Below are 20,623 nucleotides of genomic sequence, written 5' to 3' on the forward strand. Positions count from 1 at the left end.
TTGGTCCCCGGATGCAACCTCAGGGGTGGGTTCATCCGTCGTGCCGGGAGAAGCGCATCGGGGAGGACGACCTTGCAGAGGTCCGAGGAGGACGAGTTCCTGACGTTCATCCGTGTTCGGATGGAACGCTGGCGGCGGGCGGCCTACCTGCTGTGCCATGACTGGCACACCGCCGACGACCTGGTCGGGATCGTCGTGGCCAAGCTTTACGAGCACTGGCGGCGGGTCTCCGCCGCGGACAATCCGGATGCGTACGCCCAACGCGTCCTGACCAGGGCCTGGATCGACGAGCGCCGCCGTCCGTGGCGGCGTGAGCATCCGGCCGACGCGTTGCCCGACCGCGGCTGGACACAGGCCGACCGGGTCGGTGACCGGGCCGACCTGATCGGCCTGCTGTCGCAGCTGGGCCGCAAGCAGCGGGCCGTGATCGTGCTGCGCTTCTACTTCGACAGGTCGGTCGAGGAGACCGCGGAGCTGCTCGGCATCTCCGTCGGAACGGTCAAGAGCCAATCGGCGCGGGCGCTCGAGGCGTTGCGCGCGCTGACGCAGGAAACGGGGAGCCCACAGTGAATCAGGAGACACTCGACCAGCTCATCGGCATCGCGCCCCCGTCCACCGTCGACGTGCCCGGCGTCATCCGCCGCACCCGGCGACGCCGCCGGGTCCGCCGGGCTCTGGCCGGCGGCTCCACGGCCACGGCCGTCGTCGCCGCGATCGCGGTGGGCGCCGCCCTGATCAACGGCTCCGGCCGGCCATCGGAGGTGATCCCGCCGCCGGTCGCCGCGTCCGTCCCGGCGCCGCCGAGCCCCAGCGTGAGCCCGCCGCCGGCCGGGTTCGTCCTGGACACCTCCACCAGGGCCGGCCAGGAACGCGCCCTCGACTGGCTGCGCACGGCACTGGAGGAGGCGGCCGTGAAACACGCCCCCGGCACGAAGTGGATCTACATGCCGGACGTGCCCGGTGAATCGCGCACGCCGGACGGACGCCCGATCCTGCTGTACACCGTCGCCGACGACACGCTCCGGGGCCGCTCCGGCATCACCCGTGACGGCCGCAAGGGAGGCTTCTACCTCAGGCTGCGGCCGATCGACTGTGCGGCGGGCGAGCCGTGCCAGCCGCTGTACGAGTGCGAGCGCGGGGTGTCCGACTGCCAGACGGACACCACGCCGTCGGGCCTCACGATCGTCCGTTACGTCGACCGGCCCGGCGGGAAGTGGCTGTTCTACGACGTCGACGTCGAACTCCCCGGCGGCCGGTACGCGCTGAACCTGAGTGCGGTCAACTACTTCGGCGGCGACGGCAGCCCGGCGGTCGCCCCGGCGCCGGTCTTCACCCGGGCGCAGCTCGCCGCCATCGCCACCACGATCGCCGAGCAGGTCACCGGCTGAGCCCCGCCGGGCGCGCGGCCCGGAGCCCTGTCATCCGGCCGGCGGTGTCGAGCAGGCGCTGCGGGCCGGGGCCGGCGGGTGGGCCGCGCGCAAGGGCAGGAGGGCGTCATGTCAGGGGAAGCAGCCGGCGAACGGGTCGGGGAGGGCGTGCCAGGTTTCCGTGCCGCCGGCCAGTTCGGCGTCGGTCAACAGGCAGGACTCGAGCAGGGCGGTGGTCGTGGCGTGGTTCAGGTGCAGGCCGATCAGGGCAATCACGGTCCGGCGGTCGCCGTAGTAGGGGTCCCAGGTCAGGTCGGCGGCGATGCGGCGGCCGATGCTCGTCTCGGTCCAGCGTTCGGGCGGTAGCGCGGCCAGCCAGTAGCCGAGGCCGCCCATCCTCACGCCGCCGCCGGCGGACTCGAAGGCGACGACGGTGTCCGGCTGGCTGGCGATCCACAGCTGGCCGCGGCCGCGCAGCGCCTCGCCGGTCAGTTCATCGAGGGCGTCGTGCAGCCGTTGCGGGTGGAACGGCCTGCGTGACTCGAACAGCAGGGACACCACCTCGGAGGAGCCGGTGTCGTGCACGGCGATGGGGCGGCCTTCCAGGGCGAGGCCGAGCAGGCCGGGCCGCTCCGGGTTGTGCCGGCCGGTACGGCGTACCAGCGTGGTGAGACCGGTGCAGTCGAGGCTGCGGCTGGTGCCCACCGGGACCTGGACAGCCCACGGCGCGAGGCGGTGCACGAGCGTGCCGATCCGGCTGAGCTCCAGGGTGTCGGTGCCGGGGCGGCTCCACAGCACGACGGTGTCGCTGAACTCGACCTGGTGCACGACGACCTCGGCGACCGCCCGGTGGTCGTCGTCGGCGGCGTGCAGGTCACGGTGGCGCAGGTCGTCGCTGCTGGTCAGATCGTCGAGGAAGCGGTCGGCGTCGACCACGGTGACGTACGAGTCGAACCGTACCGTCTCGGTGACCGGCACCCCGTCGACCCGGCAGTGCGCGCACGCCGAGGCGACCGCTTCGGGTTCCACGCTGGGCGGCAGGACCAGCACGATGTCGTCGCCGGGCCGGGTGTGCGCGAGCCGGGCCAGGGTGGGCAGCACGTCCTCGCGCAGGGTGCAGGACACGCAGCCGTGCACCAGCTCGACGGTGGTCTGCTCCAGCAGCCGGTCCGCGGTCCGCACGGTGCGCCGGACGAGGCCGTCGCGGATGCCGGTCAGGTCGTGGCTGACGACGAGCAGCCGGTCGTCGGCGATCAGCAGGGCGCGGGCGGCGGCGTGGACGGCGCCGGGGGAGAAGCCGGACAGCACGGTGACGGCGGGCCGGCTGTCCGCCGGGGCGGGCAGGGCGGAGGTGATCGGATTGGCGCTCACGCCCCCATCTTGTTGGAAATGGTTTTCATTGTAAAGTCGCCACCATGTCCAACATCTGTGACGTGACCGGCGCGAAGCCCGGCTTCGGCAACGCCGTGTCGCACTCCCATCGCCGCACCCGTCGCCGCTGGAACCCCAACGTCCAGCGCCGCCGGTTCCGCCTCGCCGACGGCCGCACCGTCCGCCTGAACGTCAGCACCACCGGGTTGAGGATCATCGACCGGGACGGCGTGAACGCGGTGCTGGCCCGCGTTCGGAGAGGTGCGATCTGATGGCCGGGAGCACCGACATCCGGCCCGTCGTCAAACTGCGCAGCACCGCCGGCACCGGCTTCACCTACGTCACCCGCAAGAACCGCCGGACCACTCCCGACCGCCTGGTCCTGCGCAAGTACGACCCGGTCGTGCGCCGCCACGTCGACTTCCGGGAGGACCGCTGACAATCCGTGAAAGCGCTTCACCAAAAGACGTTATCCGGACGGCTCCCGAGCCGTCACGGTGAACTGCCGAGGGCCGGCTCGAGTTCCGGAACTTCTTCGCTGACCCACCCGTGAGCTGCGATTTCGCGGAACCGGTGCCGGAACCGGTTCCGCGAACCATTGACACTCTTCATGCGCGGGACCACAGTGGCGGGCAAGAGAGCGGTTTCACAGTTCGTTCCCCGACTGGAAACAGGTTCGACACACCTCGAGGAGTCCCGTCCCATGATCACTCCTGCTCGAAAACGGCCACTCTCCGGCCGTACCAGAAGAATCGCTCTTGCCGCGAGCCTCGCCGGCCTGATGGCCGGCTTCCTCGCGGTGACCACCGGACCGGCCGCGGCCGCCGAGGTTCTCGTCTCCCAGGGCAAGGCCGCCACCGCCTCGTCCACCGAGGCGGCCGGCGCCTTCCTCGCGCCCGAGGCCGTCGACGGCAACACCGGCACCCGCTGGGCCAGCCAGTTCTCAGGCTCCCAGTGGTTCCAGGTCGACCTCGGCGCGGCGACCGCGGTCAGCCGGATCGCGATCAACTGGGAGGCCGCCTACGCGCGCGGCTTCAACATCCAGTTCTCCACCAACGGCACGACCTTCACCCAGGCGTACGCCACCACGACCGGCACCGGCGGCCAGCAGAGCATCGCGGTCTCCGGCACGGCACGCTACGTGCGGATCAACCTCACCCAGCGAGCCCTCGAGGCGTACGGCTACTCGTTCTGGGAGTTCCAGGTCTACGCCGGCGACGCACCGCCGACCGGCACCACGCGCCTGCTCTCCTACGGCAAGCCGGGCGCCGCCTCCACCTGGCAGAACGACGTCAACTGCAACCCGTGCAGCCCGGACAAGGCGTTCGACAACGACCCGGCCAGCCGCTGGGCCACCAGCTCCACCAACGGCTGGGTCGACCCCGGCTGGATCTCCGTCGACCTGGGCGCCACCGCCCAGATCAGTCAGGTCGTCCTGCAGTGGGACCCGGCGTACGCCCGCTCGTACCAGATCCAGCTCTCCCCGGACAACGTGAACTGGACGAGCATCTACAGCACCACCACCGGTGACGGTCTCAAGGACGTCATCAACGCCACCGGCACCGGACGGTACGTGCGGATGTACGGCACCGCCCGCAGCAGCGCCTACGGCTACTCACTCTGGGAGTTCAGCGTCTACGGCACCGGTGGCAACCCGACCACCCCGCCCGCGAAGCCCGCCGACCCGGCCTTCCCCGCCACCCGGCTGGTCTTCTCCGACGAGTTCAACGGACCGGCGGGCAGCAAACCCGACACCACCAAGTGGACGTACGACCCGGGCGTCCCGCAGAACGGCGAGATCCAGTACTACACCCCCAACAGCGAGAACGCGTCCATGAACGGCTCGGGCTCGCTCGTCATCGAGGCGCGGCGGCAGGACTACCAGGGCCGCCAGTACACCTCGCACCGGATGAACACCGGCAACAAGTTCAGCGTGCAGTACGGCCGCATCGAGGCCCGCGTCAAGGTCCCGAAGGGTAACGGCCTGTGGCCCGCGTTCTGGCTGATGGGCGACGACTTCCTGCAGGGCCGCCCGTGGCCGTACAACGGTGAGATCGACATCATGGAGGTCCTCGGCCGCAACACCAGCGAGGCCTACTCGACGCTGCACGCCCCGGCCTACAACGGAGCCGGCGGATACGGCCAGAAGTACGCCACGGTCGACCTGTCCCAGGACTACCACGTGTGGGCCGCCGAATGGGACAGCAAGGGCATCCGCTTCTTCCTCGACGGCAGGCAGGTCTTCGACGCCGCCAAGGAGACCGTGGAGAACACCCGCGGCCCGTGGATCTTCGACCACAAGTTCTATCTGATCCTCAACCTGGCCGTCGGCGGCGACTTCCCCGGCCCGATCGACGCCACCACCCCGTTCCCCAGCCAGATGCTGGTCGACTACGTCCGCGTCTACCAGTGAGACCCGGCTCCGTCCTCCGGTGATCTGAGGCAGAGGCGCCCGGCTCGGCGGCCGGGCGCCTCACCTCCGGCCGTCGGCCGTACCCCGGGCACCGAATCCGCCGCAGATGAGGTGGCTGGGGGGGGGGGGGGGGGGGGGGGGGGGGGGGGGGGGGGGCACGGCCGACGGCCGGCCGGCGGCGGTAGCCTGCCGCACGTGACCTGGACCAACACCGGCGGCCGGCCCGGGCATCGGGCGCTGCTGTTCCTGACGCACCACGGCCCGGCGAACCGGATGATCTCCCGGATGTACACGTCCGCACGGGACCGGTTCGCCGATGACGCCTGAGCCCGGCGGCCTCGACCTCTTCGACCGGATGCTGCGACGGCAGACCCACTGGTTCCCCGGCTTCGGCGCGGGAGACCGGGTCCTGCTCACCGGCGACAGCCGACTCGAGGTGCACGTCAACACCTTCACCGGTTACGGCGGCCTGATCTGGTACGAGTCGCACGCAACCGCGGACAGCCCGCCGTGCTGGATCTCCGACGCCTCGGATCCACCGGACTTCGATCCGATGGTCATCGCGAACGATGCCCCCTCCACGTTCGACCCCCGCAGCCTGCTGCCGGTCACGGAGGTCCGCGCCGCGGTGGCCGAGTTCTGCCGCACCGGTGCCCGTCCCCGGTGCGTGGGCTGGGTTCCCGGGAACCTGGACGGCCGGCGCGACGACGAGGCGACCGACCGGTTCCACGGCGACACCAACGAGGCGTTGCGCCTGGCCATGGTGACCGACCCGGTCCGGCTGCGGGTCCTCGGAGCGTTGCGGGTCCTGCGGATGGTGCCGCTGCTCCCCACGTCCGACGGGTCCCCGGCCGCAGCCATCACCGGGATCTGCGAGGTACGCGGCGGCGGAGCGGATCGGCCGCTCGACGGCCCGGTGCGTACGCTCCAGCGGCTCGACTGCACCGAGTACACCCTGATGGCAGCGGTGCAGGTGGCGTTGGACCTGGCCCGCGAGGACGATCCCGACGCCCTGTTTCGTTCGGTCGACTTCGGAACCTGTGCCTTCTGGTCGGTGGCGCACCAGGCCGTCCTGAAGTCCGGCCTCGAACCCGAGGAGCGCGCCTGGGACCTGGCTCGCGAGATGCGCGACGCGGAGGAGGCCGCGCGGCTGATGGAGCTGCGGGCGCTGCTGTCCGGTGCGGATCCGCGTAAGGTGTTCCGGCGGGTGCGGGTTCAGGCCGCCGCGCCGAACACGACGACGTTGTCCTCGTAGTGGCCGGTGCGACGGTCGAAGTCTCCGCCGCACGTGATGAGCCGTAGTCCGGCGTGGTCGATCGGGCCGTACACCTTCTCGGTCGGGAAGCGGTCCTTCGGGTAGCGGCCCACCTCGGTGACGGCGAAGACCGCTGCCGTGCCGTCGCGGCGGGACACCCGTACCTCGTCGCCGGGGCGCAGTGCGGACAGCCGGGCGAACGTCCCGGCGGTGCCCTTGAAATCGACATGACCGGCCAGGATCGCCGGACCCAGCGACCCGGGCGTCGGTGCCCCGGTGAACCAGCCGACGGTTCTGGCGTCGTCCGGTACCTCCATGGCGCCGCCCGGACGGAGGCCGAGGCCGGTCAACGGCACGTCGATGTTCAAGGCGGAGATCGTCAACCGCGTCGGCGGCGAGGCGGGCAGGAGGCCACCACGGGTGAGCGCCGGGGTGGCCGGAGGAGCCGCCGGGGCTCCGGCGCTCGCAGGGGCCGGGGGAGAGGGCGGCTCCGCGGCCGGGCGAAGGGCGACGGCGACCGCGACAAGACAGGCGACCGGGACGCCCACCAGCGCGAGCGCACCGAACGTCGGCCACGGCGAGACCGAGGCCAGGCTGCTGCCGTCACCGGTCGCCACCCCGCCGACCGGCACCGAACCGGCCGCCGCGCCCGCGATCATGCCGCAGGTCGCCGGATGGGTCGCCTCCTGCGGGATGCCGCTCAACCCCGCCGACTTCGCGAGCGTCGACTCACCGAGTGTGCCCAGGTCGTACTTCCCGTTGCCGTTCGCGTCGACACCGTGCTGGACGACGTGCAGGTCCTTCAGGTGTTCGACGGTTCCGGGCGGCAGGTCGGCGGCCGCGATCGTACGGTCGAAGCGAACCGTCCCCGACGCGTCGGCCACCGGCATCCGGTCCATCGCGAGCCCGCTCGCCCGCGAGACGTCGCCCCAGGTGGTCAGCGCCACGAAGATCGCCCCGTACGAGGGCAGCCCCTCCTCGGTGCTGATCCAGCCGTCGGCGTCCCGGTCGGCCGACGGCGGCGGGCAGTGGAAGTTCATCCCGTCCACCGACCCGTGCAGGTGCTGAACGTGCACCACGCCCGGGACGAGCCCGGAGGCGGTGACCCGGATCCGCAGGTCACCGCCGGGCAGAGCGGTCAGCACCGCGGTCCCGGACGCTCCCGAGGAGTTGAGTTCGAGCAGCCGCACGTGGACGCTCTCGTCGGCGTACGCGGGCGACGGCGCGACCGCCAGCGCCATTGCGGCCACGGCCAGTACCCAGCGCATTCTCATGGTCATCTCCGGGATCCGAACAGTTCGACGAGTTGTCTCTGAAGGCCGGTGCTCGCGGCCCAGCCGGTGTCGGCGACCGTCCACCGCAGCAGGTAGGACCGCTTGTCGTCGACCGCGACCAGCACCCGGCGCTCGTGGCGCACCGAGTCCGATCCGGGTCGCCACGTGTACTCCCAGTCGGCGCCGCCACGGTCGAGCAGCAGCAGGCCCATGCTGATCCGCTGGTAACCGGGCAGGTCGCCGCGTGACAGCGAGGCCCTCTCCCTGCCCTGCCAGTAGTCGAGCGGCCGGGCGGTGACGATCGGCGCCACGTTGCCGCTGATCGACCGCCGCCAGCCGGAGGGCAGGGCCAGCGCGAACCCGGTCGCGTCCCGGAACCACACCCAGCCGTCCGGCAGACCGGCCGGCACGTCGTCGGTGGCGGCCGTGACCGGCTCCGACACGGCCCCGAGCCCGCAGGCGTCCACGGAGAAGGACATCAGCGCCGCGGGCGGCCGGCTCGACGGCTGCACCAGTACGGCCGGACGCGACGACGCGTTCACCGCGGCCAGCGCCGCGCCGGAGGTGACCGCCAGCAGGACCGCGCCACCGGCCAGGGCCAGCCGCGCCCGGAGAGGAGACCGGGACGGCGGCTTGAGGATCTCCCGCAGGCGGGCCTCGGTATCGTCGAGGGCCGGCCGCCGCGCCGGATCCTTGCCGAGCAGCCCGAGCAGCAACGATGACAGCGGCCCGGCCAGCACCAGCGGGTCCGGCGGCTCACTGATCAGCGCCCGCAGCGCGGCCCCGCCGTCGCCGCGCGTGTACGGCGGCCGCCCCTCCACCGCGAAGTACAGCGTCGCGCCGAGCGACCACAGATCCCCGGGCACCCCGGCCTCGCGCGCGAGCAGCCGCTCCGGGGCGATGTAGCTGGGCGATCCGAGCCGCGGATCGGGGCCGTCCGTACCCCGGATGGTGGCCAGTCCGAAATCGGTCAGCACCGCCCGTCCGTCCGTGGTGAGCAGCACGTTGTCCGGTTTGACGTCGCGGTGCAGGACCCCGGCCCCGTGTGCCGACCGCAGCGCCGCCAGCATCCGCAGCCCGAGCCGGGCCACGTCGGCCGGTGCCAGCGGGCCGTCCTCGGTCACGACCCGGTGCAGGGACCGGGACGGCACGTACTCCATCACGATCCACGCGCGCTCCTCGGTGGTGAGAACGTCGTAGACCTTCACCACACCCGGATGGTCGAGGCGGGCGGCGGCACGCGCCTCGCGTACCGGGCTGGTCGGTGTGATGAGTTCCTTGATCGCGACTGTGCGTTGCAGCAGCGTGTCGTCGGCCCGCCAGACCCGGCCCATGCCGCCGGCCCCGATCACCTCGAGCAACCGATAGCGGCCACCCAGCTCCCCGGCCATCCCCGGACCCCCTTCACGTCACAGGGGGTTCGGAGCGGCCGGGCCCGCGGATGGGTGGAGGATCAGGCGAGATTCACGAGCGCGTCCAGCGGTGCGGTCGGTGTGGCGGAACTGGGCGCGTTCTCGATGGTGACGCCCACGTTCGACATGCCCGGTAGACCCTCGACGACCTGCACGGCCGCGGCCTGGCCCACGCCGAGCGCGCCCGCCGAGGCCGGTGCGCCGGCCTGGATGGTCCACATCTGGTAGACCCGTCCGGGGCCGGGTGCGCTGTCGGCCGCCAGCAGGATCACACCGGCGTTCTGCAGGCGGGAACTGGCGACCGTGACCTGACCGCCGCTCTTGAGCTGCTCCGAGCGCGTCTGCACGTCCGGTGCGCCGAGGATCGACCGCACGCGGGCCTCGCTCGCTCGCGCGGCCTCGAGGCGGGACTGCGTCTCGCGTACCCGCTGATCCTGAATCTGATAGACCACCCCGGCCGCTCCGGCCGCGGTGACCACCGCGGCGGCCGCGGCGACCAGGCGCAGACCGCGCCGGCTCCTCTGCTGCGGGCGTGGCGGGATCGCCGGCGGAAGCTGGCGGGTGTTGGTGATCTCGGCCATCACGTTGTCGCGAAGTCTCGGCGGCGGCACGGACCAGGCGCCGTCGGCGAGCCGGGCGGTCACCTCGAACAGTTCGTCGGCCTCCAGCCGGCAGACGTCGCAGTCACGCAGATGCCTGTCGAACGCGGCCCGGTCGATGTCGTCGAGCGCGTCGAGCACATAGGCGCCGATCAGGGAGTGCACGTCATCGGTCATCAGGCCGCCACCTCCGGCGTGAGGCAGTCGCGCAGGCGGATCAAGCCGTCCCTCATCCGGCTCTTGATCGTGGGTAACGGAACTCTGAGCAGCTCGGACACCTGTGGATAGGAGTGGCCCTGATAGAAGGCGAGTGTCACGGCCTGGCGCTGCACCTCGGTCAGCACGTCGAGGCAGTGCCGCACCTGCTGGCGTTCCAGGCGCACCGCCACCTCGTCGGCGACCTCGTCGTAGGGCGTGTCCACCGAGGCGACCCCGGCCCGGACCGTGCGGTCGCCGGCGGCCTGCTCGGCGCGCACCCGGTCGACGGCCCGGCGGTGCGCGATCATGAAGATCCAGGCGGTCGCCGAGCCGCGCTGCGGATCCCACCGGGTCGCCGTGCGCCACACCTCGACGAGGACCTCCTGCGCGACCTCCTCGGCCTGCGCGGGATTCCTCAGCACGCGGCGGACCAGGCCGTACACGCGTGGGGCGACCAGGTCGTACAGCCGGCCGAACGCCTTCTCCTCGCCGCGGGCCACCGCGGCCAGCAGCAAACCGGCATCCGGCACCGTCTCCTGGGCCGGCACCGGAGTCAGGTACTCCGGCCGGTCACCGATGCCATGCTCCGCCATCGCTCTCCATCCACTGCGCGTCGAGAAAGTCCGGCTGGGTTTCGGAGCCGTGCCGGTCGCGGATGGGTGATTCCCACGGCTCATTTTTCACCCGTCCGGCCGCTCGTGGCCAGCACCGGCGATCGTGCAAGATCCGCTCTCGTGGACGACTACGGATGGTTCGAGGATCACGGTGCGGCGCTGGACTCCTGCCTGACGTTCGTCAGGGGCCGCGACGTCGATGCGGTGATGCGGATTCTCGGCGGCGAAACCATCGGGAGAATCAAGGGCATCTCGGATATGTACGAACACGCGATGTTCGACATCACGGCGGTGACCGAGCTCGACGGCGGTGTTCTGATCGCCGAGGCGTACAGCACGCTCGGCCTGAAGAAGAAGACCGGCGGGGCGCTGTCCGCGGGCGGCGCCGCCGTCGCGACCGTGTACCACTCGCAGGCCAACGACGCGCGCTTCATCTGGGCGGTCGACGGTGAGATCAGGTCGGACTTCGACTACGGCAACGCGTGGTACCGGGAGGGCAGCGACCCCGACGCTCTGATTGACGTGTTGACGACACTCGGGTTCAACCTCACCGAGGACGATCCGGACGGTTTGGACTTCTCTTACGACGAGGACGCGTCCGCTCGGGCGTTCACGCTGGTGGAGCACCTGACGGGAATGCGGCTGACCGAAAGCGTCATGACCGGAAATGAATTCGCGTTGGTGCGCATGCCCGCTAACCTCATGGGCTGTTGACCAGCTGAAAGGCGTATAGATGTCGAAGAAGTGGCCGGTTGTGGCCCTCGTGGCCGTTGTGTGCGGATTGGCCGGCTGCACGTCGTCCGGATCGTCCGCGTCGTCCTCCACATCCGGCAAGACGACCACGACGAGGAAGGCGACACCCGCCAAGACCACGAAGGTGACCGTCAAGCCCACGGCGACCGCGACGGCGACCTCGACGCGGATGAGCGAGTTCCCCCGCATCGTCCGCGACAAGCTGCCGGAGATCGCCGAGGGCCGCACCGACACCGACCTGCAGGCGATCGCCGACACCGCCTGCGACGGCCTGGCCTCGAAGAAGAGCGCGGACGCCATCGTCGACGTGACCCGCACCCTGGGCACGCTCGACGCCGAGGCGACCGATCACGTCACCGCGCGTGAGCTGGTCAAGCTGGCGATCGACACCACCTGCTTCGAGCAGCGTGGCCGTGTCGACGAGTTCTGAGCCGTCCGGCTCAGAACCACCCGGCCGGTCAGGACAGCAGCTCGACGTGACCGTCGGTGGCGTTCACCCGGATCCGCTGCCCGTCAGCGATCGTCCGGGTGGCGCCGACCACCCCGACCACGGCCGGCAGACCGTACTCGCGGGCGATCACGGCGCCGTGCGTCATCAGGCCACCCACCTCGGTGACCAGGCCCGCGATCGCCACGAACAGCGGTGACCAGCTCGGATCGGTGAAGGCGGTGACCAGGATGTCGCCGGGTTCGAGGTCGGCGTCGGCCATGTCGAGGATGACGCGGGCACGGCCCTCGACCGTTCCGGCGGAGACCGGCAATCCGACCAGCGCCCCGGCCGGTGCGTCGTCACGCCGGTAGGCCCCGTCGAGCGCCTCGCCGTCGGAGGTGAGCACCCGCGGCGGCGTGAGGGCCTGGTATGTCCGGAACTGTTCACGGCGCTGCCGGATCAGGCCGCTGTCGAGCCGCTCCGTGCGTACGACATCGTGAAGCTCTTGAAAGGTCAGGTAGTAGGCGTCCTCCGCCGTCTCGAGCACTCCGGCCCGGACGAGTCGCCCGGCCTCGCCCGTCAGCGCCTGCTTGTAGAGGAAGTAGCGGCAGATGATCGCGTACTTCGGGTACTCCCGGTAACCGATGAACGTCCGGACCCGGTCGATCATCCGCTCGGTCTCGGCGGCGCGCTCCTCGCCGTCCGGCTGCTCCCGCAGTCGTTGCAGCAGCTCGTCCCGTTTGGCGAGGGCGGTCTGCCGGCCCTGTTCGAAGCGCCGGACGCCCGCGCCCGGCTCGAACATCCGGACGTTGTCGAGGATCAGCGGTACGAGCGTGGCGGGCTGCTCGCTCCACCGCGGCCGGGTGATGTCGATCTCCCCGACGCAGCGCATGCCGTACCTGTCGAGGTATCCGGTGATCGCCTCGCGCGCCTCGGCTCCGCCCGGCAGTTTCCCGAGCTCGTCCAGGAAGTCACCGTCCACGCCCCGCAGGAACGCGACGACCTCCGGGTGGGGCCGGATCACGTCGGCGACATCGAGCAGCGCGAGCCCCATCTCCGAGGTGATGTTGCCGGGTGCGGAGAGGGTGAGCGTGTCGGCCGCGTTCTTCTCGCCCAGCCAGTCGAGCAGCTTCTCGTTGAGCCACCAGGTGGCGTCCATCCCCGCCATGATCGCCTGAATGCTGACCGGGTCCCGCAGCATGCGCTTGTGTTCCTCGAACGCTTCGAGGAGGAAGCCGAACAGATCGGTCCCGGTCTTCCCGCTGATGTCCTGCCGCAGTTGTTCGATCGACGCCTGACTGCTTTCGATCAGACCGGTGACGATGGCCGGGTCCGTCTCGAGCGGGACGGGCGGCTGCCACCCGGGCGGTGGTTTGCCGGGACCGACCGCCGGGCCGGCGGGCAGATACCCGTCCCGGTCCAGCAGGGTCTCCAGCGCGTCCCGGACCAGCGGTTCGGCCTTGCCGAGCATCTCCAGGAACCCGTCCCTGATCGCCGGGTTCGTCAGATTCCGGGTGGCGTCGACCCACAGCCGCCCACCGGCCTCGATCATCGGAGCCATGGCGGTGAGCTGCCACATCGACCAGCCGAGCGGCCTCATGGCGTCGGTCATCATCTGCTGATGGCCGACCGAGACGTAGACGTGGTTCCCGCCGTCGCCCGCCGCCGCCGGGACCGGGTACAGCGTGGTGATCGGCCGGCTCTGCACGATCTGGAAATCGTCGCCGGTCAGGCACCACTCGATGTCCTGCGGGCGGCCGAAGTGCTCCTCGATGCGCCGGCCGAGCGCGACGAGGCGTACCACCTGCTCGTCGGTGAGGGCGGGTCGTTCCGCGGCGATCGCCCGCCCGACGACCACGCCGTCGCGGACCTTGAAGCCGTCCGGGTTCACCAGGCCGGACACCAGCGCCTCGCCGAGACCGAAGACCGCGTCGACGGCGGACACGCGACGGTCGCCGGTGATCGGGTCGGCGGTGAACAGGACACCGGACGCCTCCGCGGGGACCATCTCCTGCACGACGACGGCCATGTGGACCCGGCTGTCGTCGAAGCCGTTGCGCCGCCGGTAGGCGACCGCCCGTTCGGTGAACAGCGACTCCCAGCAGCGGCGAACCCCCTCCAGGACCGCTTCGGCGCCCACCACGCCGAGGTAGGTGTCGTGCTGCCCGGCGAAGGACGCGGTCGGCGTGTCCTCGGCCGTCGCGCTGGAGCGGACGGCATACGACGTGTCCGCCCGGATCCGCCCGGCGATCGCCGCCTCGATCTCCCGCCGGTGGTCCTCGGCCCGCCGGAACGCCTCGGTGGTCACACAGAACCCGGCCGGCACCGTCACACCGTCGATCCTCGACAGCTCCCCCAGGTTGGCGCCCTTGCCGCCGACTAGTGTGATATTGGTCCCGCTGACCTCGCGGAGATCCAGAACGTACTGATCAGTCATTCGCCAATTCCTTCGCGACGGCTGTTCTTGAGCGCATTTCCTGCATTGTCGTGGCTGCTCCCGGCCTCGGACGACGATTCTGCGCCCCGTACCGGGCCTTGCGGCAAGCCCCCCGGTCCGCGATAGGTTTGAGTTGGCAGGAAACCCGCGCGTGAAATCGAAGGTTAGGCTTCGGGCGTGGCAGAACTGGATGAAGAGACGATTCGATTCGCGCATCGCATGTTCGACCTGGCGCGCTCCGGCGGCACCGAGGAGCTGATCGTCAACGTCGTTGCGGGCCTGCCGGCCAACCTGACCAACGACAAGGGCGACACGCTGCTGATCCTGGCGGCCTACCACAACCATGTCGACACCGTGACGGCTCTGCTCGAGCAGGGCGCCGACCCTGACCGGGTCAACGACCGGGGGCAGACCGCTCTGGCCGCCGGCGTCTTCCGGCAGAACCCGGAGACGGTGAAGTCGCTGCTCGCCGCCGGCGCCGACCCGCACGGCGGCTCGCCGTCGGCGGTGGCCACGGCCGAGTTCTTCAAGCTCCCCGAGATGGCCGCGCTGCTGACCGACGGTCAACTTAATCGATAGTTATAAATGCATTGGTAGGTTTCCCTTCTACGGCAACCCCGTGAAGGGAGACACCCTTGCTCCGCAGAACAGTCACCGTGACGGCGGCCGTCCTCGCCGCCGTCCTCACCGTCCAGACCGGCTCCCAGGCCGCACCGGCGCCCGGGAGCCCAGGGGCGGGCGACGTCTACTACCCCGAGTACGGCAACGGCGGATACGACGTCGGGCACTACGACATACGCCTGCGCTACTACCCGGACACCGACCGCCTGACCGGCGCCACCACCATCCTGGCCACCGCGACCCAGGACCTCTCCCGCTTCAACCTCGACTTCGCCCTCAAGACCACGTCGGTACGGGTCAACAACCGTCCCGCCACGTTCACGAAGCAGAGTGATCACGAGCTGGTCGTCACCCCGGCCCGCCCGATCACCAAGGGCACCCCGATCACCGTCGTCGTCGAGTACGACGACATCCCGTCCGCGGTCGTGGCGGCGGGCTTCACCTCGTGGAACCGCACCGACGACGGCGCGCTCGCCGTCAACGAGCCGGAGATCGCCTGGTGGTGGTACCCGAGCAACGACCACCCCACCGACAAGGCCAGCTTCGACGTCTCGGTCCTCGTGCCCGACGGCGTCGAGGTGATCTCCAACGGCACACCGACCCGGTGGGCCACGCCCGCGTTCGCGGGCTGGGACCGCTGGTCGTGGCGGCAGGAGAAGCCGCAGGCCACCTACCTGGCGTTCCTGGCGATCGGCCAGTTCGACACCTACCAGGACACCTCCGCCGACGGCAGCCCGATCGTCACGGCCTACAACACCCGCCTCGACCCGGTCACCGCCGCGGCGGCCCGCGCCAGCGTGGAACGCAGTGACGAGATCACCGACTGGGCCGCCGGGCTGTTCGGGCCGTACCCGTTCGGCGCACGCGGTGGCGTGGTCACCGGCGCCGGAGACCAGGGCTTCGCCCTCGAGACACAGACCCGGCCGGTGTACGACGGACGCTCGTTCATCCGTGGCTCGAACAACTCACTCGTCGTCCACGAACTCGCGCACCAGTGGTTCGGCGACTCCGTCGCGCTCGGCCAGTGGAAGGACATCTGGCTCAACGAGGGCTTCGCGACGTACGCCCAGTGGCTCTGGTCCGAGGACCAGAACGAGGGGACGGCCGCCGAGATCGCCCGGTACGTCTACTCCGAGGTCCACCCCGCCGACGACCCGTTCTGGCAGGTGCTGCCGGGCGACCCCGGCGCGGACCGCCTGTTCGACAGCGCCGTCTACGACAGGGGCGCGCTGACCGTGCACCACCTGCGCGAGCTCGTCGGTGACGAGAAGTTCTTCGCGATCCTGCGCGCCTGGACCGAGAAGAACGAACACGGCGACGGTACGACCCCCGAGTTCCAGGCCCTCGCCGAGCAGATCTCCGGCCAGGACCTGGACGCGTTCCTGCAGACCTGGCTCTACACCCCCGGCCGCCCGGAACTCGGCCCGTCCACCCTGGCTCCCGCTTTCGTTCCCACCCGGCCGAAGTCGTGGCCGAAGATCGTCGCCGCGCACGAGGCCGCCCACCCCTGACAGTGCCGATGCCGTCCACCGCACGGGTCGCGGTGGACGGCATCCCCCCGATCAGCAGCCGGCCGGCTCCTGCACGTCCTCCGGCAGCGCCCCGGCGGTGTCCGGCGGCACGTCGTCGGTCCACCGGGTCCGCAGCACGGCCTCGTAGTCGAAGACCGCGCCCGCCGGAACCCAGGACAGGTAGTCGGCCGGGCGCAGCACCCGCGTCTCCCACGCCAGCGGAACGCCCGACTCCGGGTCGAAGATCAGTCGGACCTCACGTGCGCCACCGGTGTCGGCCTGCCGTACGCCCGGCTCGTCCTCGTTCGTGACCAGGGTGACCGCGTTGCCGGGCCGGCCCTTCGGATCGGTCACCGGCCCGAGGTCACGCAGGCCGGGCAGCACGGCCAGTAGACGGTAGGCCGCCGCCCGGACCTCCGGCGTGCCGGGCGCCTGGTAGAGCAGGTTGAGCATCGAGGAGAAGATGCCCTTCGACAGCTCGGCTGCCGTCAGATCCGGGTTCCCGCGACGCAGCGAGTCGACCAGCCACGCCTCCAGGCGTACCGGATCCGTCGGCAGATCCCGCACCTGCGCCGCGGTGATGTAGCCCCCGCCGATCGAGAACGTGCTGGCCCCCGGCTTGCTGATCACCGTGCGCGTCGCACCGGCCCCGGCCGGATAGCTGCCGCTGTCGGGGCACGCCTCGTCCTTCGGCCAGCTCGCCGGTGAACCGGCCCGCTTCCATGCGGCCCGATCGGCGTCCGAGGCGGGCGCGGCACCCACCCAGCGGAAATAGTGCACGGCCCGGTCGTCACGGCGGACCGTGTGCCAGACCGTCTCCTCGGTGCGGCCCATGATCGCGTACCGGTTGCCGTCCCGGCCCACCTCGAGCAGTGTTCCCGACTCGACCTCGGAGACCCAGTACCGGCCGCCGGCGGTGCTGTCGCCCATCGTCCGGTCGGCGGCCGCCAGCAGCAGGTTCCGCAGTTTCTGCGGCGGGCGCGGCCCGGCGTCGGCCAGGTCGACATCGGGGCGGACCGGGTCGTCCGGCCGTCCCCACGACGAGGTCAGCACCACGACCAGCGCGAGGGCGGCCGCCATCGCCGGGACCAGGCCCCAGCGGAACGCCCGGATCCGGCGTCGCGGCACGGTGACGGCCGGTGCGGCGGCCGGTGCGGCGTCCATCAGGTCGAACAGCCGCTGCCGGGCGGCGGCCGTGGTCTCGGCGGTCGGCGGCGTCACCGGCCGCGCGGTGGCCAGCAGGTCGAGTTCATCCATGGCGGGCTGTCCTCTCGGTCGGTCGGGTCGGGTCGACGTCGTCCAATGCGGCGCGGATCTTGCGGCGGGCACGGTGCACGCGAGAGCCGACCGTCCCCACCGGCACACCGAGGGCGGCCGCGGTCTCCTCATGCGACAGTTCGCCCCACACCACCAGCAGCAGGGCGTCCCGGTCCCGCGCCGACAGGCCGGCGAGCGCGGCGACGATGCGGTTCCGGGCGGCGGCCGCCGCCACCCGGTCGGTGGTCTGCTCCTCGTGCATCGGATCGGCGGCCGGGTGGGCCGCGGCCCGTGCGTACGCCAGATAGCCCTGCGCCTCGTCCCGCCGCCGCGCCCGGATCAGGTTGGTGGCGATCCCGTACAGCCAGGCCCGGACGGACCCCCGGCCCGGATCGAACCGGTCCCGCTGCCGGAACGCGATCAGGAACGTCTCGGCCGCCACGTCGTCGCCGCCCGGCCCGTCCAGCCGCCGGGAGGCGTACCCGTGCAGGCCCGTGAAGTAGCGCTCGAACAGCTCGGCGAAGCAGTCCGGCTCACCCCGTGATCGCAGCAGCACCGCGACGTCGTCCTCGCTGGTCTCAAGTCCACCCATCGTTACCTCTCGTAGCGCGTCGTCCTTCCTGATTGACGAAACCCGATGTTGATCTTCACGTTCGGGGGTAACCAGCGGGTATGACCGACCTCGACCGGCCGCTCGCCCAGGATGCCCCTGCCGCTCCGCACAGCGCCAGTGGTGAGCTCGTGGCCACGTCCGGCCTGAGCGGGGTGGCGCCGCCCGCCCGGCCCGGTCGCCGCTGGACGCCGCGACGGGTGGTGGCGACCCCGCCGGCGTACGACCATCCGCACGGCCGCCGGATCATGGCGCTCGTCGAGGACCAGGGCATCGAGGTGGAGCGGCTGCGCTCCGCACGGCTGACCGGCGTCCGCGGGGAGAACGACCGCGAGACGTACGCCCGCGCCAAGAGCACGATGGCGATCGTGGTGAGCCCGCCGTCGCGCCGGCGTCTGCAGCCGATCGCACCGAGCGCGGACTGGCGGTTCGACCTCGCGGAGGGCTGCCCGGCGCACTGCCAGTACTGCTACCTGGCAGGATCGCTGTCCGGGCCGCCGGTCACCCGTGTCTACGCCGACCTGGACGACATCCTCGACGGGCTCGCCGCGTACGCCGGACAGGGCACCGTCACCAGCCGCCGCCCGGCCAGGCGCGACGAGGGCACCACGTTCGAGGCCTCCTGCTACACCGACCCGCTCGCGCTGGAACACCTGACCGGTGGCTGGCGGCGGGCGGTGGAGCACTTCGGCGCCTGGGACGCGCCGGTGCAGCTGCGCTGGACGACCAAGTTCGACGACGTGGACACCTTTGTCGGCCTTGCGCACCGCGGCCGTACCCGGGTGCGGTTCAGCGTCAACTGCCTGCCGGTGACGACCCGGTTCGAAGGGGGAACGAGCCGCCTGGCGGACCGGCTGGCCGCGTTGCGTCGTCTCGCGCTCGACGGCTACCCGGTCGGACTCACGATCGCTCCGATCATGCCGATCGACGACTGGCGCGCTTCCTACGGCGCGCTGCTGGACGACGTGGCGGCGGCCGTCGACGGGGTGCCCGGCCTCGACCTGACCGCTGAACTGATCACCCACCGGTTCACGCCCGGCAGCAGGGACGTGCTGCTGGGCTGGTATCCGCGTACCCGGCTGGAGATGGACGAGGAGGTCAGGTCACGCAAGCACGGCAAGTTCGGTGCGGTGAAGTACGTCTACCCGGCGCCGGTGATGGCCGACCTGCGCGGCTGGTTCGAGACCGAGATCAGCCGCCGGCTGCCTGCCTGCCGCATCCTCTACTGGACGTGACCGCCCGCCCGCCCTCTCCTGCCGCTTCGCGCCCATCGCCGCGCGTTTCCGTCGATCTTGTGAGTTTTGGGTGGTGGGGGCGGCGAAAGGTCACTAGATCGCGGCGTTAGGTGCACATCCCATTGCTCGATGATCAACATGGGCGCTTCTGGGACTCCGGCTCTGGGATATGGCTGCACTCTGGCGCGGGAAGCAGCCATATCCCAGAGCCGGAGGAATCGAGGGGCCGCCGGAAGAGGCCAGCCGTGGGTTACGGCTGATACGGCCGGGGCACAGCGACGACGGCGGCGACCTCAGCGGTGTGATGGCGGGTGCGGCGGGTGCCGTGACGGCAGGGGTGGTGGCGGGTGTGGGTGGCGGCCGGTGCGCCGGCCGACGGTGTTCAGGACCAGCACCTCCATGCCCATGATGGTGCCCCTGCCGTCGCGGACCTTGCGGGCGTTCACGGCGCGCTGCATCCAGCGGGAGAAGGCTGCCATCGTGGGCTCCTCAGCGCTGGTCGACGACAAGGCCGTTGCGGGCCGTCCCGTCCCTGGTCAGGGCCATGGTGAGCGGGGCCTCCGGGAAGGTGGCGATGGCGGCGAGGGCCGCCTGCAGCTCGGCGGCGCTCGCCCAGTGCCAGGTGTCGGTGTACGTGTCGTCGTCGAGCCGGACCAGAACGGTCCTCGTGAGGCCGGGGTGGGTCTCACGGACCGTGCCGATCAGCGAGGCGCGCCTGGCCAGGAACTCTTCAAGATCGACGGGATCGATGCCGTACGTGTGCGCGCGAACCACGGTCATCGGGCTCACCACGCCCCGGCGGTCTGGCGGATGGGGGCGTTGAGCCGGTTGAACAGGTTCGTCACCGCGACCCACAGCAGGATCGAGGCCAGCTGCTCCTCGGTGAAGTGGTCGGCGGCCGCGTCCCACACGTCGTCGGGGACGGCGTCGGTGCGGTCGGCGAGCCGGGTCACCGACTCGGCCAGAGCGAGCGCGGCCCGCTCCTCGTCGGTGTAGTACGGCGTCTCCCGCCACGCCGGCACCAGGCCGATCCGCTCGTCGCTGACGCCGGCCTTGCGCAGGCTCTTCACGCCGCCGTCGACGCAGGGGCTGCAGCTGTTGATCTGGCTGACCCGCAGGTGCACCAGGTCCATCAGCTCCTGGTCGACGTCCTGCGAGCGGGCGGCCTTGGCCAGCTCCTGGATCGGCTGCATCGCGGCCGGGACCAGCATCGCCGGGTTCTTCATGCGTGCCATGTCGTACTCCTCGGGTTCGTTCGTGTTCCTG

The 20,623-nt window shown here is 71.1% G+C and carries 23 protein-coding genes; 12 read left to right on the top strand and 11 right to left on the bottom strand.

The genetic code is table 11. From position 1 onward, the window contains the following. The first annotated feature begins 72 nt into the window (after nucleotides 1-72). A complete protein-coding gene (locus tag CLV67_RS29065) occupies nucleotides 73-570 on the top strand; it encodes a SigE family RNA polymerase sigma factor (RefSeq protein WP_106323975.1) in 498 nt (165 codons plus the stop codon). Continuing rightward, nucleotides 567-1,388: a hypothetical protein gene (locus CLV67_RS29070; RefSeq protein WP_106323977.1), complete on the top strand. Its 822-nt coding sequence runs from the start codon at nucleotides 567-569 to the stop codon at nucleotides 1,386-1,388. Before CLV67_RS29065 ends, CLV67_RS29070 begins: the two co-directional genes overlap by 4 nt. Before the next feature lie 111 nt (nucleotides 1,389-1,499). On the opposite strand, the gene CLV67_RS29075 is transcribed toward CLV67_RS29070, so the two are convergent. Further along, the gene (locus CLV67_RS29075; RefSeq protein WP_106323979.1) at nucleotides 1,500-2,738 is read right to left on the bottom strand and encodes a CobW family GTP-binding protein; all 1,239 of its coding nucleotides are present in this window, start codon (nucleotides 2,736-2,738) and stop codon (nucleotides 1,500-1,502) included. Nucleotides 2,739-2,782: 44 nt separating this feature from the next. Between CLV67_RS29075 and rpmB the strand changes: the two genes are divergently transcribed. The 5 genes from rpmB (at nucleotide 2,783) to CLV67_RS29100 (ending at nucleotide 6,406) form a co-directional block, all read left to right on the top strand. Next, nucleotides 2,783-3,010, top strand: coding sequence for a 50S ribosomal protein L28 (gene rpmB / locus CLV67_RS29080; RefSeq protein WP_106323981.1), 228 nt, complete (start codon nucleotides 2,783-2,785; stop codon nucleotides 3,008-3,010). Then, nucleotides 3,010-3,177 (top strand): 50S ribosomal protein L33, encoded by a 168-nt coding sequence (rpmG, locus tag CLV67_RS29085; protein WP_106323983.1) that lies wholly within the window; start codon nucleotides 3,010-3,012, stop codon nucleotides 3,175-3,177. The genes rpmB and rpmG overlap by 1 nt, the downstream gene beginning before the upstream one ends. Before the next feature lie 264 nt (nucleotides 3,178-3,441). Beyond that, nucleotides 3,442-5,151 carry a galactose-binding domain-containing protein gene (locus CLV67_RS29090; RefSeq protein WP_106323985.1) on the top strand — a complete coding sequence of 570 codons (1,710 nt, stop codon included), beginning with the start codon at nucleotides 3,442-3,444 and terminating at the stop codon, nucleotides 5,149-5,151. A gap of 195 nt (nucleotides 5,152-5,346) precedes the next feature. Beyond that, entirely contained in the window at nucleotides 5,347-5,478 is a 132-nt protein-coding gene (locus CLV67_RS54335) for a hypothetical protein (RefSeq protein WP_275414925.1), read from the top strand. Next, nucleotides 5,468-6,406, top strand: coding sequence for an Imm1 family immunity protein (locus CLV67_RS29100; protein ID WP_106323989.1), 939 nt, complete (start codon nucleotides 5,468-5,470; stop codon nucleotides 6,404-6,406). Before CLV67_RS54335 ends, CLV67_RS29100 begins: the two co-directional genes overlap by 11 nt. Here CLV67_RS29100 and CLV67_RS53615 read toward each other — a convergent pair. The 4 genes from CLV67_RS53615 to sigK form a co-directional block, all read right to left on the bottom strand. Continuing rightward, nucleotides 6,367-7,686, bottom strand: a complete 1,320-nt coding sequence (locus CLV67_RS53615) for a class F sortase (protein WP_239166562.1) — start codon at nucleotides 7,684-7,686, stop codon at nucleotides 6,367-6,369. The genes CLV67_RS29100 and CLV67_RS53615 overlap by 40 nt on opposite strands. Then, nucleotides 7,683-9,071, bottom strand: a complete 1,389-nt coding sequence (locus tag CLV67_RS29110) for a serine/threonine-protein kinase (protein ID WP_106323991.1) — start codon at nucleotides 9,069-9,071, stop codon at nucleotides 7,683-7,685. Before CLV67_RS29110 ends, CLV67_RS53615 begins: the two co-directional genes overlap by 4 nt. A gap of 62 nt (nucleotides 9,072-9,133) precedes the next feature. Next, the gene (locus CLV67_RS29115; protein ID WP_106323993.1) at nucleotides 9,134-9,868 is read right to left on the bottom strand and encodes an anti-sigma factor; all 735 of its coding nucleotides are present in this window, start codon (nucleotides 9,866-9,868) and stop codon (nucleotides 9,134-9,136) included. Continuing rightward, a complete protein-coding gene (gene sigK, locus CLV67_RS29120) occupies nucleotides 9,868-10,482 on the bottom strand; it encodes an ECF RNA polymerase sigma factor SigK (RefSeq protein WP_106323995.1) in 615 nt (204 codons plus the stop codon). Before sigK ends, CLV67_RS29115 begins: the two co-directional genes overlap by 1 nt. Before the next feature lie 141 nt (nucleotides 10,483-10,623). Here sigK and CLV67_RS29125 point away from each other — a divergent pair, with 141 nt between their 5' ends. Both CLV67_RS29125 and CLV67_RS29130 read left to right on the top strand, forming a co-directional pair. Then, a complete protein-coding gene (locus tag CLV67_RS29125; protein ID WP_106323997.1) occupies nucleotides 10,624-11,217 on the top strand; it encodes a DUF6461 domain-containing protein in 594 nt (197 codons plus the stop codon). 19 nt (nucleotides 11,218-11,236) lie between these two features. Continuing rightward, a complete protein-coding gene (locus tag CLV67_RS29130; RefSeq protein ID WP_170154044.1) occupies nucleotides 11,237-11,686 on the top strand; it encodes a hypothetical protein in 450 nt (149 codons plus the stop codon). A gap of 28 nt (nucleotides 11,687-11,714) precedes the next feature. Here CLV67_RS29130 and rph read toward each other — a convergent pair whose 3' ends face one another. Then, nucleotides 11,715-14,123, bottom strand: coding sequence for a rifamycin-inactivating phosphotransferase (gene rph, locus CLV67_RS29135; RefSeq protein ID WP_106324001.1), 2,409 nt, complete (start codon nucleotides 14,121-14,123; stop codon nucleotides 11,715-11,717). 177 nt (nucleotides 14,124-14,300) lie between these two features. Here rph and CLV67_RS29140 point away from each other — a divergent pair, with 177 nt between their 5' ends. Next, nucleotides 14,301-14,702 carry an ankyrin repeat domain-containing protein gene (locus tag CLV67_RS29140; RefSeq protein ID WP_203737341.1) on the top strand — a complete coding sequence of 134 codons (402 nt, stop codon included), beginning with the start codon at nucleotides 14,301-14,303 and terminating at the stop codon, nucleotides 14,700-14,702. Nucleotides 14,703-14,758: 56 nt separating this feature from the next. Then, on the top strand, nucleotides 14,759-16,255 hold the full coding sequence (locus CLV67_RS29145) for a M1 family metallopeptidase (RefSeq protein ID WP_106324005.1): 1,497 nt from the start codon (nucleotides 14,759-14,761) through the stop codon (nucleotides 16,253-16,255). A 51-nt stretch (nucleotides 16,256-16,306) separates the two neighbouring features. Here the strand turns inward: CLV67_RS29145 and CLV67_RS29150 are convergent, their stop codons facing one another. After that, nucleotides 16,307-17,512, bottom strand: coding sequence for a CU044_5270 family protein (locus tag CLV67_RS29150; protein ID WP_106324007.1), 1,206 nt, complete (start codon nucleotides 17,510-17,512; stop codon nucleotides 16,307-16,309). After that, entirely contained in the window at nucleotides 17,505-18,104 is a 600-nt protein-coding gene (locus CLV67_RS29155; protein WP_106324009.1) for an RNA polymerase sigma factor, read from the bottom strand. The genes CLV67_RS29150 and CLV67_RS29155 overlap by 8 nt, the downstream gene beginning before the upstream one ends. An 80-nt stretch (nucleotides 18,105-18,184) precedes the next feature. Here CLV67_RS29155 and CLV67_RS29160 point away from each other — a divergent pair, with 80 nt between their 5' ends. Next, on the top strand, nucleotides 18,185-19,357 hold the full coding sequence (locus CLV67_RS29160; protein WP_203737343.1) for a spore photoproduct lyase family protein: 1,173 nt from the start codon (nucleotides 18,185-18,187) through the stop codon (nucleotides 19,355-19,357). A 293-nt stretch (nucleotides 19,358-19,650) separates the two neighbouring features. On the opposite strand, the gene CLV67_RS52770 is transcribed toward CLV67_RS29160, so the two are convergent. The 3 genes from CLV67_RS52770 to CLV67_RS29175 are packed head-to-tail and all read right to left on the bottom strand — an operon-like array spanning nucleotide 19,651 to nucleotide 20,592. Further along, on the bottom strand, nucleotides 19,651-19,836 hold the full coding sequence (locus tag CLV67_RS52770; RefSeq protein WP_203737345.1) for a hypothetical protein: 186 nt from the start codon (nucleotides 19,834-19,836) through the stop codon (nucleotides 19,651-19,653). A 10-nt stretch (nucleotides 19,837-19,846) separates the two neighbouring features. Further along, nucleotides 19,847-20,137 carry a hypothetical protein gene (locus CLV67_RS29170; protein ID WP_106324011.1) on the bottom strand — a complete coding sequence of 97 codons (291 nt, stop codon included), beginning with the start codon at nucleotides 20,135-20,137 and terminating at the stop codon, nucleotides 19,847-19,849. 5 nt (nucleotides 20,138-20,142) lie between these two features. After that, a complete protein-coding gene (locus tag CLV67_RS29175) occupies nucleotides 20,143-20,592 on the bottom strand; it encodes a carboxymuconolactone decarboxylase family protein (RefSeq protein WP_203737347.1) in 450 nt (149 codons plus the stop codon). Between the last annotated feature and the right edge of the window lie 31 nt (nucleotides 20,593-20,623).

This window comes from Actinoplanes italicus (assembly GCF_003001815.1).
GTDB classification, from domain to species: Bacteria; Actinomycetota; Actinomycetes; order Mycobacteriales; family Micromonosporaceae; genus Actinoplanes; species Actinoplanes italicus.